This is a genomic window from Neisseria zalophi, assembly GCF_008807015.1.
GTDB lineage: Bacteria > Pseudomonadota > Gammaproteobacteria > Burkholderiales > Neisseriaceae > Neisseria > Neisseria zalophi.
Genome location: NZ_CP031700.1, coordinates 696061 through 710487 on the forward strand (window position 1 = coordinate 696061; position 14427 = coordinate 710487).

Annotated in this window: 11 protein-coding genes; 2 read left to right on the top strand and 9 right to left on the bottom strand. The window is 38.0% G+C overall.

Annotated elements, in window-relative coordinates:
• Positions 1 to 60 precede the first annotated feature (60 nt).
• The gene (pheA, locus tag D0T92_RS03150) at positions 61 to 1143 is read right to left on the bottom strand and encodes a prephenate dehydratase (RefSeq protein WP_151050141.1); all 1083 of its coding nucleotides are present in this window, start codon (positions 1141 to 1143) and stop codon (positions 61 to 63) included.
• A gap of 307 nt (positions 1144 to 1450) precedes the next feature.
• The gene (locus tag D0T92_RS03155) at positions 1451 to 2656 is read right to left on the bottom strand and encodes a YihY family inner membrane protein (protein ID WP_404821666.1); all 1206 of its coding nucleotides are present in this window, start codon (positions 2654 to 2656) and stop codon (positions 1451 to 1453) included.
• 77 nt (positions 2657 to 2733) lie between these two features.
• Between D0T92_RS03155 and wrbA the strand changes: the two genes are divergently transcribed.
• Positions 2734 to 3342 (top strand): NAD(P)H:quinone oxidoreductase, encoded by a 609-nt coding sequence (gene wrbA, locus D0T92_RS03160; RefSeq protein ID WP_151052953.1) that lies wholly within the window; start codon positions 2734 to 2736, stop codon positions 3340 to 3342.
• Positions 3343 to 3521: 179 nt separating this feature from the next.
• On the opposite strand, the gene D0T92_RS03165 is transcribed toward wrbA, so the two are convergent.
• From D0T92_RS03165 to D0T92_RS03195, 7 genes are read right to left on the bottom strand one after another with little or no spacing between them, the layout of a single operon-like run.
• On the bottom strand, positions 3522 to 4922 hold the full coding sequence (locus D0T92_RS03165; protein ID WP_151050145.1) for a capsule biosynthesis protein: 1401 nt from the start codon (positions 4920 to 4922) through the stop codon (positions 3522 to 3524).
• Between the two features lie 55 nt (positions 4923 to 4977).
• Complete coding sequence (locus tag D0T92_RS03170; RefSeq protein WP_151050148.1) at positions 4978 to 7044, bottom strand: capsular polysaccharide biosynthesis protein; 2067 nt, start codon at positions 7042 to 7044, stop codon at positions 4978 to 4980.
• A gap of 11 nt (positions 7045 to 7055) precedes the next feature.
• A complete protein-coding gene (gene galE, locus D0T92_RS03175; protein WP_151050150.1) occupies positions 7056 to 8069 on the bottom strand; it encodes a UDP-glucose 4-epimerase GalE in 1014 nt (337 codons plus the stop codon).
• Complete coding sequence (locus D0T92_RS03180; RefSeq protein WP_151050152.1) at positions 8066 to 9253, bottom strand: SGNH/GDSL hydrolase family protein; 1188 nt, start codon at positions 9251 to 9253, stop codon at positions 8066 to 8068. Before D0T92_RS03180 ends, galE begins: the two co-directional genes overlap by 4 nt.
• Positions 9246 to 10367: a CDP-glycerol glycerophosphotransferase family protein gene (locus tag D0T92_RS03185; protein ID WP_151050154.1), complete on the bottom strand. Its 1122-nt coding sequence runs from the start codon at positions 10365 to 10367 to the stop codon at positions 9246 to 9248. Before D0T92_RS03185 ends, D0T92_RS03180 begins: the two co-directional genes overlap by 8 nt.
• On the bottom strand, positions 10364 to 11914 hold the full coding sequence (locus D0T92_RS03190) for a glycosyltransferase family 2 protein (protein WP_151050156.1): 1551 nt from the start codon (positions 11912 to 11914) through the stop codon (positions 10364 to 10366). Before D0T92_RS03190 ends, D0T92_RS03185 begins: the two co-directional genes overlap by 4 nt.
• 22 nt (positions 11915 to 11936) lie before the next feature.
• Positions 11937 to 13037, bottom strand: a complete 1101-nt coding sequence (locus tag D0T92_RS03195; protein WP_151050159.1) for a stealth family protein — start codon at positions 13035 to 13037, stop codon at positions 11937 to 11939.
• Positions 13038 to 13251: 214 nt separating this feature from the next.
• On the opposite strand from D0T92_RS03195, the gene D0T92_RS03200 reads away from it, so the two are divergent.
• Complete coding sequence (locus D0T92_RS03200; RefSeq protein WP_151050161.1) at positions 13252 to 14424, top strand: polysaccharide biosynthesis/export family protein; 1173 nt, start codon at positions 13252 to 13254, stop codon at positions 14422 to 14424.
• The last annotated feature ends 3 nt before the right edge of the window (positions 14425 to 14427 follow it).

Below are 14427 nucleotides of genomic sequence, written 5' to 3' on the forward strand. Positions count from 1 at the left end.
AAAGGCCGTCTGAAAGAGATTTCAGACGGCCTTGTTGATTACTGATAAACCGATAGCGGGTTAGAGCACGGCAGTGGGGTAGGAACCGATTACTTTCACAAAAGAAGCACGCTCGGCCAATTCGGCTAAGGCTTCCTGTATTCTCGGTTCGTCTTTATGCCCTTCGATATCGATAAAAAACAGATAATCCCATAAACCCGAACGGCTGGGGCGGCTTTCAAATTTGGTCATCGAAATGCCTTTTTCGGTAAACGGTTTCAGCAGCATACTGACCGCACCGGCTTTGTTGGGGGTGGAAACCACCAGCGATGTTTTATCGTGGTCGGTCGGGGTGGTAGCTTGATGGCCGAGCACTAAAAAGCGGGTGGTATTGTTGGGTTCGTCTTCAATGCTGTCGGCAATTTTGGCGAGCTGGTAGATTTCAGCGGCAATTTGTCCGGCAATCGCAGCAACGGTAGAATCGTCGGATTCTGCGGCTAAGCGGGCAGCTTCGGCATTGCTGGATACGGAAATCCGCATGGCGCCGGGCAGGTTGCGGTTCAACCATTCATGGCATTGTGCCAATGCTTGCGCGTGGGCATATACTTTGGTGATATTGCGGGTGTCGGTATGGTTTTTGCTCAATAAATGATGATGGATACGCAAAACTACTTCGCCGCAGGCATAAAGCGGGGTGACGGAAAGCAGATCAAGGGTACGACCGACGCTGCCTTCAGTGGAGTTTTCAACCGGTGTCACCACATAATCGGCTTGGCGTGCTTCTACCAAGCGGAAACCCTCGTCAATGGTGGCGCAGGCTTGTGTTGTGGCGGCATGGCCGAAATGTTTGATGGCGGCTTGTTGGGTAAACGTACCTTCTGGGCCTAAATAGCTGATGGTGAGCGGCCGCTCTACTGCCAAGCATTCGCTCATGATTTCACGAAACAGGCGGGCAACGGCTTCATTTGGCAGCGGGCCGGGGTTTAAATCTTGAATACGGCGCAACACTGCTGCTTCTCGTTCGGGACGGTAAACCGTGCCGGTGCCTTTTAATTCGCCGATGGCGCGGGCATGGCCGGCACGTTTGTTTAACAGGCTGAGAATGGTGGCATCGATTTCATCAATGGCATTGCGGTGTGGCAGTAATTTATCATCGGCAGACATGGCGTATGATTCCGTGTTGGCTGAATTATAGAAGTGATTATTTTAACATTAATTTTTGTTTTCACCTTTTCTGAACGCATATCATGCCGTATCCGGACAGTTTTATATCAGATGCATGTGTTTTTACGGTATATCGTGTTTGGATTGGATAAAACTTTAATGCGCTATAGCAGAGACGATTTTAAAAATGCCATATCCGGCTGTGTCAGGATACATTAAAAGGCCGTCTGAAATCTTTTTCAGACGGCCTTTGGGCTTTACCGAAATTGCCCAGTCAGAAACTGCATGCTAATCCCGATAGATTTTATTACCGAACCGAATCGGGCAGTTTTTGTGTTTTGATATCAAACTCAGCCAAGCTCATGCCAAGGGTTTCCAAACAAGGTTGCATAATATTGCCCACCACCACATTCACATGATCTTTATTCATGGCATTGGGTTTATAAACAAATAATTTAAATAAATCGGCCAGCTCGATAGATTCGGCATTGGTTTTTAAAACCCAGCCCTGTTTGCCTTGATAAACATAGCCGTGCCGCGCCAGTTTTTCCAATAGTTCGCCCAATTCGTCGTAGCCCATATTAATAGTTGGGCGGATATCTTGTACTTTTAATGCCTTGCCTTCTACTTGGGCTTCGTGGAGCATCAGTAAGATTTTTAATACATCGTCAAAACGCCCGCGGGCATCCAGATTGCGGCGGAACGCTTCACCCTGCCAGTATGACAGCGAAGACGTTAATACCGCGCCTGAAAGCACCAGCATCCATAGCAGGTTTAACCACAATAGGAATAAAGGCACGGCCGCAAAAGCACCGTAGATTAGCGCATAGCCTTGGAATGTGCTGATATACCAAGCAAAGCCGTAGCGGGCAGCTTCGAGTAATACTGCGGTAATCGCTGCACCAATCAAAGCATGCTTCGCAGGAACAAAGCGCTTGGGAATCAAACGGTATAGTAGCCACAATAGAATCGTGCTGAATAACAGTGACATCACCAACCGCACAATAGAAGACAAGAAAGAATATTCGGCACCGAAAAGATTATATTTCAGCATGGAAGACCACAATGATGCCCCAATGGCTAATGCCAACGGCCCTAAGGTTAACAAAGCCCAATACACTAAAAACTGCATCAGCATAGGCCGTTGCGAATTCATACGCCAAATACGGTTGAAGGTTTGGTCGATAGTTTGAATCAGCATTAGCGAAGTCACACCCAGCATAATCACACCGATGGCCGTTAGCTGACTGGCTTTGTCTTTGAATTCGCCGATATATTCAAAAACCGTATCCGCTCCTTGCGGTACAATGGTTTTATTCACAAATTGAATAAAAGAAGCAGAAAGACCGTCGAACATTGGAAAGGCCGACACCACCGCCAAGGTTACCGTTAATACCGGTACCAGTGCCAACAATGTGGTAAAAGTGAGGCTGGCGGCTACCTGAGGTACCCGTATTTCGTTAAAACGTTTCAATACAAACAACAGAAACCCGACCAAACGGGAATCACGCATGGCTTGCACCTTGGATAAATTCGGCATAATCTTCTCTACTTATTTTTAAACAACCCTGCATTGTAACGGAAACTATGATGAATCAAAAACCACTTAAAATACTTGTTGTCTATTATTCGCTACATGGCAGCACCCTCAACCTTGCCCGCCAGATTGTACGCGGTATCGAAAGCGTTGAAGGCTGCGAAGCCGTTTTGCGTACGGTGCCGAAAGTATCGGCTGTTTGCGAAGCTGTTGAAAACGATATTCCCGAACAAGGTGCGCCTTATGCTAGTGCTGAAGATCTGAAAAATTGTGCCGGCTTGGCATTGGGCAGCCCGACCCGTTTCGGCAATATGGCGGCTCCGGTCAAATATTTTTTGGATGGCACCGCATCCGAATGGCTGGGTGGCGAATTAATCGGCAAACCCGCTACCGTCTTTACCAGCACATCCGGCCAACATAGCGGGCAGGAATCGACCCTATTAACCATGATGCTGCCGTTGCTCCATCACGGTATGGTTATCAGCGGGGTACCGTTTAGTGAAGCCGCTTTGATGCAAACACAAGCAGGTGGCACGCCATACGGTGCATCGCACGTGGCAGGGCATGATGGTAGAACACCGTTAAGCCATGAAGAGCAACAGATTGCGTTTGCCCAAGGCAAACGGTTGGCAGAGTTGGCGCTCAAACTGGCTAAAAATTAGCAGCAAAGTACGCATACTGAGTTATCTGTTTCTGAATGTTATAAAATTGATAATATTCAGAAAAGGCCGTCTGAAAAAGTTTCAGACGGCCTTTTTAGCTATAAAGTATCCCTGTATGTGTTTTTATATTTTGTTGATAAACCTATTTATCTGTTTGGTGCAGCATTGTGTTTAATATTTCACTTGGAGTTGTGATTATTTAGCGAATAGCGGGCAGAAACTGGAATATAGTTGGAATTCTGTAAAGAATGATTGGGTATAAGCGGGCTATGGATACTTGAGCAGTGATAGGCAGCCATATAGCTATTACCAACTTCAATAGGGTGTATTGCGATATGCTTCTCATTTGCGATTTCAGGTAAACTCACCTTGCTGTAAAAATTGCCATGAATCTGGGTTACATTCAGATGATACATCCGATAGGCATGAAAAAGTTCGGGATTGGGCGGTGTTGGCTGTTTCCAGAACTGAGCCAAACTATTTTGGTAGGTGATGCCCGCAATATCATAGCTGCAACGACCGAGAACCTTAACCGGCATATTGTGAATCAATGCAGAAAGCCCGCTAGTACTATTGAGCGTTACCATGCCTATGCCATGTCGTAGTAAGGTGGGCAGGGAAGTATCGTGAACATAAAAAATACGTTTCTTAAGCTCGGGGTGTTTTTTTATAAGCTGTTGAATATCTTTACGATAATTGGTAAAGCCTCTATCCATTGGATGATGTTTGACAATCAGGTTGGTATCTTCAGGTGCATGGGTGGCAAAAGAAGTTAAGACATGCAATAGAAAACTTCGTACCGATGAAAAGTCGCTGTGAACACGTACTTGGCTGTCGTTAAACACTTGTAATGGCAAAATATAAAATTTGCCATAGCGCCCGTTTTTAACGGCGCGTGCAAATTTATAATCTTTCAATACATAAAGCAGACGTTTGATACCCGAAAGTGCCCAAGAGCGGATATAAACGGGTATATCCATCATGCGATGGTGAATATAATGCGGATATGATTTACTGCGGCGGTTGGCTGCCCAATAGTAGCGCATAGCGCATTTTGCCATTGGCACAAAGCCGCCTTTGATAACGGGTGGTTCCTGATATACGGTTTGTGGTAGTGATGATAATTGTTTTTGAAAGAAAGTGGCGCAGCGGGGGAGGGGAGAGAAGGCATTCACACCGCTTTTTTCCAAGGTAATATAAAACGGACGGAAATAACCTTCCTCAAATGCCCAAAAATCCAAGCCTTGAGCGGCTGCTGTTTGTTTGGCTATTTGATGATAAGGCCGCGCATCACCAAAGCATACAATTGTATCGATTTCGTGCTCGGCAATAAAAGCAGCCAACTTATCAGGAAAAGCCTGATAAGTATCGCGATAGGCAAAAGTGTTCGGTATATCTTCCGGATAAAAATACTCATCACCATAATTAAAGTTTAATTTAAAAACGGTTTTGGCATGTTTATCCGTGAGCCATTGTGAAAAATCTTTAAAAAAAGATCCGATAGGCCCTTGAAGCAGTAGCAGACGTTTGCTTTGGAACGTTAAAGTTTCCAAATTACTTTTGGTATATATTTTTCCCATATTTATTATTTGTTATTTTTTTAAAATATTTGTAATTATAACATATATTAAACAATTAATTAGGTATTAGTAATGCAGTGAGCTGTTTTAATTTGCCTAATTGCTTGGATAAATAGTTTTTTTGAATTAAATCATTGTTTTTATTGTTTTGTTTGTATAGTGATAGAAGATGTATAGCCGTGTCGACAGAAATAAAACGACGGGTTTCCGGGTGGATATAGCTTGGATAATAAATAAGTGTCCCGGCAATTAATTCCCATAAATCCAGTTTTCGCGTTCTTCTCGTAGCCGATAAATCATCATGGGTTAGCCCCCATCCGGCATAAAAAGGCAAGCCGTAGCAGTGAACCGTTTTACCGCGCAATAATGCTTCAAAGCCTGTCAGCGAAGTCATGGTGTGTACTTCATCTACAACTTCCAAACAGGTGAGGATATCGCAATCCACCACCAATTGATCTGCATATTTTGCCACGTCTTCAACCGAAACCGCCCCGATACGGTTGCCGCTAATCACATCAGGATGCGGTTTATAAATAATATAAGCTTTGGGATTGCATTCCCGAACTTTTTTCAATAAGGCCAAATTGGTGTGAATTTTTGGCGAACCGAAACGGATAGAAGCATCATCTTCCACCTGGCCGGGTACCAGCACGATTTTGCGTTGGGTTTCGGGTATATTGAGCTTGCTCCCACCTAAGTTGTATTTACTGATTTTCGCTTGAGTGAGCATATCCCTGATATAAGTGGCCGTCTGAAAGTCTTGTTCGGTAAATATTTGGTTTTCTAAAATAGACTCCAAGCGGGAGGGGCGGGATGCATCAAAATAAATACCGATATCGTCGGTAACCAATGAAAGCGGCGCCACCAGATTCGATCCCAAGCCGACCGAACGGATAAAGCCGTCTTCCATATGAACCACGGGCAGGCGGCGGTTTTCGGCAAATCTGTTGATTTCATCATTACCACGGCCCCATATTAAAAGCCGTGCATCTTTAGGAAGTTTTTCTTTTTCCAGCTTTTTAATGGAAGAAACAAATTTCAGACGGCATGAGGGTACATTAAAAAAAGGCTTGATAATCGCACGCTTCCACAAAGACATACCGACGCAATAAAAACAACCGCGCAGCTTCTCATTCAGACGGCGGGCAGTAGTCAAATAATCAATCACATCAAATATCGTGCCCGGCTCGCCTGTATTAGGATTGATATAGCGGCTATATTGCAGATAAGCGGCCGCAAAAAGCTGCACAACCGAGCGGGGAGAGCGGCGGTTTTCCCGAATCAGATCAGGTAACGCTTCATGGCGGTCATCTGAAACACCCCAGCCTGCATACCAAGGCAGGCCGAAAGTAACCACATGTTTGTCCAGCAATAATGCTTCAAACCCCATTTGAGAAGTAACGCAATAAACCTTATCGGCTTTTTCTAAAAGGGAAATCGGATTAATATCTTGAGCCAATAAACGGATACGGTTATCCGATAAAGAAATATCAGTCAGGTAGCCGCGTTTTTTACCACTCAAAACATCAGGGTGTGTTTTTACCCAGATTTCCGCATCCGGGTTTTCAGATAAGGCCGTCTGAAACATTTCATAAAACGTATGCTCGTCTGCACCACCATGCTTCACCGCCATATCACCGAAAGTTTGATCAACAACCAAAACAATAGGCCTTTCAGACGGCGATCCTCTTTTGAGGCCGTCTGAAAATTCTGGTGCATGGTTATATTTGGAAAGTTTGTTTTGAATAATGAGGCTGATGGCTTTTTCGGCATCGGCAAGCATTTCAGGCGCAATTGAATCTGCACTCAAAATCAGATGTTCCAAATGAGAGGGGCGGTTAGTGTCATAATAAATCCCCACATCATCGACGACCAAAGAAAGCGGCGGATGGCCTTTCGCACCTAACCCAAGAGATCGGATAAAGCCGTCTTCCAGGGCAATATAAGGAAGACTGTATTGTTTGGCGTAAGCCCGCGCTTTTCGGGTAGATGGACGCAAGCCCCAACCGAAAACAGCATCTGCCTGAGCAATATTTTTCTGAAAATGATATTCGGGAAAAAAATTACAGGCAGAAACTATTTTCCAAATGCCTTTAGAAAGGATAAGCGGCTTTGTTTTCATTTTGAAAAATTTTATTCGTAGCCGTTAGGATTTTTAGTTTGCCAACGCCACGCATCTGTCATCATTTCAGTTAAATTACGTCCTGCGCGCCATCCTATTTGACTTTCTGCAAATTTGGTATCGGCAAAACAAATGGCAATATCACCGGAACGACGTGGCTTCAATTCATAAGTAATATTTTTACCCGAGGCCGTTTCAAACGCTTGAATAATTTCCAATACCGAGTAGCCGTTCCCTGTTCCCAAATTAAAGGTATGTACACCAGGACAACCATTTTTTGCTTCCATTGCTTTCAGATGGCCTTCAGCCAAATCCACTACATGGATATAGTCTCGAATACCTGTTCCGTCAGGTGTCGGATAGTCGTTACCAAAAACTGATAAATAAGGTAGTTTCCCAGAGGCTACCTGACAGATATAAGGTAATAAATTATTTGGAATACCATTTGGTTGTTCACCAATTAATCCACTTTCATGAGCACCGACAGGATTGAAATAGCGCAATAAAACCATACTCCAACGGGGATCCGATTTTTGAATATCACTCAAAATCCGCTCTGCCATATATTTCGAAGTCCCATAAGGGTTGGTTGTTCCGCCTGTGGGCATATCTTCAGTAATCGGTGTACGAATGGGATTCCCATAAACCGTAGCGGAAGAACTGAATACCAAATTAAAAACGCCTGCTGCTGCCATTTCTTCTGCCAATATTAAACTGCCTACAACATTGTTTTCATAATATTTAGAAGGATAGCTATTGCTTTCGCCAACAGATTTCAGGCCGGCAAAATGCATAACGGTTTGTATTTTGTGAGTGGAAAAGATTTTTTTCAGCAGCACACGATCGCGGATATCACCTTTGTAAAATGTAATTTTTTTCCCTGTAAGATGTTCTAATCTAGGGAGAATTTTAATAGATGAATTACATAAGTTGTCTAAAATAACTACTTCATAATTAGATTGGATTAGAGAAATAGCAGTATGGGAACCAATAAAGCCTGTTCCTCCTGTAATTAGTATGGTCATAACATATCCCCTTGATTTTCATAAATATGATGTAAATAAAAATAATCAATATTAATCGGTGTGTCATGATTATCTACGGATAATTCAATTTGCAGAGCATCATATTTTGTTTTAGTAGCATGTAAAGCTATAGAACTTTCAAGCTCATATCCTATTGGATGTTTTATTTTATGTATTTCGGTATGATTAATTGCTCCATTTATAAAATAAAGAACTTTTAGATTAATAAACAAATGGCCTTTTTTATCTTTATTTATATTATTAAATTTAAATGAAATAGATAACCTTGAATTATTTTTAATTTCAATGATTTCTGAGTTGTTTAATTTATTAAATACAACATTTTCAAATTTTATTAATTGCTTTTTATGCTCAACCTTGGAGTGTTTAATAGAAAAGTTATCATTGATATGATTAAACAATATATCTCCTAAAAAATCACTCCCTTTCCAGTTTAAATGAACATTGTCATAAAAATATAATTCAGATTTTGGAATAATATTATCAAGATCTATTAATTTATATCCAAATGAGATGTTATTCCTAATAATATCATTCATGATTTTTAATTGACGTTTTGATGATATAGAACAACAAGTAGCTATACTGAGCTTAATATCATTAATTTCACATAATTTAGATACTAAACAAATATTATTTAAAATTTGTTTAGCATTGTTTTCTATCGTTTCAAAATATGGTGTATCTTTTTCAGAAGAAGGCACTAGATTAGAAAAAAATTTACTATCATTAAAATAGCCTTGTTTATACAGTAATGCGCTAAAATCACAACAAGGTTGTACATAAATAATCAAATCAGGTTTTAAATATACTATTTTATTTAAAATAGTATTTAACATGCCTAATCCAGTCGCCCCCGAAACTCCTGCATTATAAACCTTAACCTTTTTGCCTATATTGAGAAATCTTGTTTCTATTATAGAGTGGATGCGTTTTGATTCATCTACAAAAATATTTTCTACAAATGAATCACCGATGATTACTACTTTAAAATCTTCATTAAAAAATAAATTTGATTGAATAAAGCCATTTTCATCAGTACGTTGAAAATAAGCTTGTTCCTTATTTAATGATGGCGATTTTTTTAAATATTCATCAGTTGGTATATGAATTTTCTCTATATTAGCTTCAAATTCTTTCATTCTAATATTACGTTTAGCCATTTTTTAAAACCTCCGCTAAAAGTCTTTCTGAGTTTTGATTGTCCATATACTGATGAATATTGGAAATACGATTGATATATATATTATCCATATACATATTAGTTTCCATCATTTTTATGATTTCCCAAGTTAAAAGATTTAAATCAGTAATAATTTTACCTGGCGCCATAGTTTCAAAGTCAAAATAACCTTTTTTATAATGATTTCCATAAAATTCGTCTGTATCGAATTGAAAAAATAAACATGGTTTTTTTGTATATGAAAAATCAAAAAAGACGCTGGAGTAATCAGTAACTAGTAAACATGACTCATTAAATAGTTTATTGTAAGAAAAAGATACCTCATCAATAATTTCAATTACATCATTATCTAATGGTTTAAAATATTTAACATATTGTTTAAATCCTGGGTGTAAGATAAATTTGATTTTATATCCATATTCTTTTAATTTTTCATATAATTCTTCATTACTTAATAAATTAAAGAAATTATTAAAATATGCAGAATCCTTAAAAGAATCTATTTCTGCATGTAAACCACTTGGGAGGATCCGTCCACTTAAATAAGAGCGCCAAGTTGGCATAATTAAAATAGTTTTTTCATTTCCTTTTCTGAGTTTATCATAACGAGGGAAGCCAGTTTTATATAAGTCATTGTCTTGATAGAAAAATTTCTTTTGGCTAAATATTTGAGACTCAAAGGTTGCTCCTGTAACAATCTTACTCACTTGTTTATTAAATTTATTTGCAGCAGATTCAATATCGTTCATTGTAATACCGTGTTGCAACCAAACAATTTTAGATTCAATTAAGTCGTTATAATATTTTAAATGCTTAAACGATATGGGTTTAAAAAATGAAGTTGCTAAATGTGAAGTAAAAATATATTTAGCGTTTAAATATAAATACTTATGCTTAAAACTATTTTGAATAACTACTTTTCCAATTTTTCTCATCCTATCTATATCAGGTGAATCTTTACTCAAAATAAAGTAGCATTTTTTTGCAATTTTTTTATGATTTTTGTTGATGTATTCAAAAAAATACTCAGCATTATCATTTGCATTTATTGGACGATCATTAAATAACCAATAGCAGTTTTTCTCTTTTTTCAATAATCGAAGCCATTTAAATGTATTATGCTTTTTTCTTTTTTATAAAATGCTTTAATTCTATTAGATAGTTTATTAAAATAATTTGTTTTTCTATAAGAAACTCTTTGAAATAAGGTCACTGATGTATCTACATCAGAATATAGTTTAAATAATTTACTATTAAAAACACCACTTGGGAGGAAAGGGCTTTCGCTATATGTTCTTATTCTATTAATAATATGTAGGTAGTTATTATATTTACGTTTAAAGTAAAATTTAAATGAGTTGGCTTTCAAAAGAGGAATTTCAAATCTAACATATAAAATATTTTCTGAAGATTTAAATCCAGCAGATTTTTTGATGTAAATACTATCGCATACATATTGTTGTACTGGTTTAATAATGCATTTATGTTTATCCATTAAAACGATATCTAAATCGTTTAAATCATAATTATTAAATAATACTTCAATAATAAAAGTATTTTTTTCTACAGACATGCTTTTAATATCTATAGGTAATTCATTGCATTTGAATATTTTTTCGTTATCTATTGTAATAAATGCATCGTGATTTATAGATATTTTTTTGCTATATATATTTGTTAGAAAAGCAATTTTGTCATCATATTCAGGTAGAAATTTGGTTTTTTTGAGAATAAATTCTTTAGGAATATATGCAATAAATTCTCTATATTTTGAAATAATATAGTTATATTCATCTATACTTTCAAAGATTTCCGGTTTTATATTCTTTAATCGTGAACGAAGCTGATAGATACATAGCTCATAGAATAGATGACTTTGTTGATCAATATTAGTTTGAGTAATAATATTGTTCAATAAATTTATCGGTGTATGGAATGCTTGAGGTTTCACTGAGCTTAAATCAACTTGAGAACCCCCGATTGTTCTTTTTCTATAATGATAATAAACATTGTTTTCACATACATACCCAATTTTATCTATATTTTTATATAAATTAAAATTGAATAAAGTGTCTTCTTCTCCAAATAAGGAAGTATCAAAAGTCATATTTTTTATCATGTCTAGTTTATAGAAAGAACTAGCGGATGATAAAATAAAATTTTGCCCTTCTTTTTGTAAATCTATAATTCGATTTTTATTGCCAAATAATACATACTTAGGATGCATTCCTGATGCTGCTTCAAAAAAAACTAACGGTATAGATACGTGGGCAATATCTTCTTTATTTTCATTAAAGAATTTATTGACTTCATACAGAACTGAATCAGAAAGTTTGTCATCTGGGTCGAAAAAGTTGACGTATTTCCCTCTCGCATGTGTAAGTCCATTATTTCTAGTTGCAGAAAGTCCTTGATTTATCTTGTTCTTTACATAAAAAATATTATTAGGGTAGCGTTTTTGATATTTTAAACAAATATCTTCAGAATTATCGGGACTGCAATCATTAACTAAAATTAATTGTACATCTTTTTCAAAGTTGATATTTTTTTGTGCGAGAATGCTATCAATAGCTTCTGAGAGCCATTGCTCAACATTGTAAATTGGCATAATGATACTAAATAAAAAATGCTTTGAGAGCATGACGATATCCCTTAATTAAAAATTAAATTTGATAATATTTGCGTAGCGTTGATATGAGATTTTCTTGGTAATTAATAATATTATGGGTACTGTTAAAGTCATTGGCGCAAAAAGAATGAGGTTGTTTCCCTATACCATTATTTCTAAGTAATTTTGTATATTTGGCAGGGGCATCTGCGGAACGTATATTGAAGTAATAGCAAATCTCACGGGTAGATACTGCTTTACCCTCACAATAAGTCAGCCAAGGTATTAAAAATGTAGCCATATTTAAGTCATCATTACTACGAAGTTGATTGCTTAAAAAACAGTTAATTTCATGCTCATACAATTTCCATGCTAGTTGATACATACTTTTTTTCAAAGGAACATATGTGTGAACCAATGGCCTGTCTAAATAAATATCATAATGTCGATTTAATAGATTAATACTATTGAATGAGGCGAATAATGTAGGGGTCATTACGCCTTTTTTTTTCATGGCGTTTAATGTTTTCCCTGATAAAAAAATCGAAGCAATACCATTAGGGCGAAAAAAATGCTCTTTACTCAATGGGCGGGCAACAAATACATCATCATTGAAATAGATAAAATTTTCACTTAAATTAGGTATTTTATGTAAATTTGCTTCTATTACATGAGAATTGAAAGTTGGTAAGTATTGGTGCTCAATAATTTCAGTATGATTAATAATAAAGATATTGTCATTGTTGTCATTATTTAACCAAGTTGGTAGCTGATTATCGGTGACTATATAAATATTACGAACCCAAGGCATAAATTTTTTGACGCTATAAATGGAGTAATATAGCTCATTGTGATTATTGAACCTTGCGATATCGTTGTTATAAAGACCCTCATAAGAGATTTCTTTTATACAGTTTTGGTATTTATCTTGCCAATTAGGGTCGCTGTTATCCACCCATGTGAATACAACATCAACAGGGAATTTTGTCTTGTTTATGTTGGATTCAAATGATGATAATTTCAAATCATTTTCAATTAATAATGCTTCATGTTCTTCAATTACCAGTTGCTCTCCGTTGGTAACTGGATATTTTTTGTTTAGAAAGTCTCGAAAAAAAATTCCCGGGTGGTTTGTTAACTTTTTTAATTTCTTCATTTGTATAAAATTTTATATTTTATAATATACATTTATTATAATAAGCATAGTCATTTTTTTAAACATATCTATTGACATTTATTATAAAAATATTACAAATAATTATTTTGGGTATATTTTTTTTACGAGATAGTATTCTAATTTTTCATAAAATGATAATATATTGCAATTGTTTTGAATCTTTTTGTTTTGATATGTAAGGAAATTTTAAAAAATGATTAGCTTGAGGAAGCTTAATATCTGGGTAATATTAGCTGGTTTGACTGCATGTGGTAATTTACCAACATCAGGCCCTAGTCAAAAACAGATTAACGGCCTGCAGTCACAAAATACTCAAGAGCAACAAGTGCCGGATGTGGCTGTTGTCGATATAAATGAGCATGTGGTTTCTTCACTTTATGCTGCCGACTATAAACAGTCGCTTGCTGATTTTGGTGCTTCCGGATCGGGATTTGCCGATAGGGTTGGCGAAGGTGATGTTTTGGAGATTACTTTGTGGGAAGCGCCTCCGGCGGTTTTATTCGGCGGTTCGCTGACTTCATTGGGATCGGGCGCCGCGCAGACGGTGAGCCTGCCGCCTCAGGCTGTGAATTCCCAAGGCATGATTTCCATGCCTTTTTTGGGCAATGTTTCGGTGAGCGGTAAAACACCGGCTGAAATTCGTCGGCATATTATAGGCCGTCTGAAAAAGATGGCGAATCAGCCGCAGGCCATGGTGCGGGTGGTGCAAAATAATTCTAGTAATGTAACAGTGATTCGCAGCGGTAAAAGCCTCCGTATGCCGTTAACGGGGCATCATGAACGGGTATTGGATGCGGTGGCTGCTGTTGGTGGTGCGGATAGCAATATTCAGGATATATCGGTGCAGCTGGCACGGGGTAATATGGTTCGAACGGTGGCGCTGGAGAAGATTACGGCGGATCCGTCTCAAAATGTGGTATTGCGCTCCGGTGATGTGCTGACCTTGCTGAGCAATCCGTTTAGTTTTACCGCTTTGGGTGCATTGGGGCGGAATCGGCAGGTAGGCTTTTCGGCTAAAGGAATGAATTTGGGCGAAGCACTCGGCACGGTAGGCGGTCTGCAAGACAGGCGCTCTAATGCGGGCGGTGTGTTTGTATTCCGCTATCAGCCTGTTTCGGCACTGCCTGATAATGAGCAGGGCAGGTGGTTGGATAAGGGATATAGTTTGGCAATGGATGTGCCTACTGTGTACCGTATGGATCTTTCTAATGCCAATTCTTTATTCTGGCTGCAACGGTTTCCGGTAAAAAACAAAGATATTGTTTATGTGGCAAATGCACCGTTGGCTGAAGTACAAAAATTCCTACAATTTGTGTTTTCTCCAGTTGTTAGCGGTGTGAACAGTATTAATAATTTGGGTGAATAATCG

What these genes read in the sequence shown, in the direction of transcription:
- D0T92_RS03195 (WP_151050159.1), bottom strand. Translation starts at nt 13,037, where the DNA reads ATGAAGAAATTAAAAAAGTTAACAAACCACCCGGGAATTTTTTTTCGA.
- D0T92_RS03155 (WP_404821666.1), bottom strand. Translation starts at nt 2,656, where the DNA reads ATGCGTGATTCCCGTTTGGTCGGGTTTCTGTTGTTTGTATTGAAACGT.
- D0T92_RS03190 (WP_151050156.1), bottom strand. Translation starts at nt 11,914, where the DNA reads ATGCTCTCAAAGCATTTTTTATTTAGTATCATTATGCCAATTTACAAT.
- D0T92_RS03200 (WP_151050161.1), top strand. Translation starts at nt 13,252, where the DNA reads ATGATTAGCTTGAGGAAGCTTAATATCTGGGTAATATTAGCTGGTTTG.
- galE (WP_151050150.1), bottom strand. Translation starts at nt 8,069, where the DNA reads ATGACCATACTAATTACAGGAGGAACAGGCTTTATTGGTTCCCATACT.
- D0T92_RS03165 (WP_151050145.1), bottom strand. Translation starts at nt 4,922, where the DNA reads ATGGGAAAAATATATACCAAAAGTAATTTGGAAACTTTAACGTTCCAA.
- wrbA (WP_151052953.1), top strand. Translation starts at nt 2,734, where the DNA reads ATGAATCAAAAACCACTTAAAATACTTGTTGTCTATTATTCGCTACAT.
- D0T92_RS03180 (WP_151050152.1), bottom strand. Translation starts at nt 9,253, where the DNA reads ATGGCTAAACGTAATATTAGAATGAAAGAATTTGAAGCTAATATAGAG.
- pheA (WP_151050141.1), bottom strand. Translation starts at nt 1,143, where the DNA reads ATGTCTGCCGATGATAAATTACTGCCACACCGCAATGCCATTGATGAA.
- D0T92_RS03170 (WP_151050148.1), bottom strand. Translation starts at nt 7,044, where the DNA reads ATGAAAACAAAGCCGCTTATCCTTTCTAAAGGCATTTGGAAAATAGTT.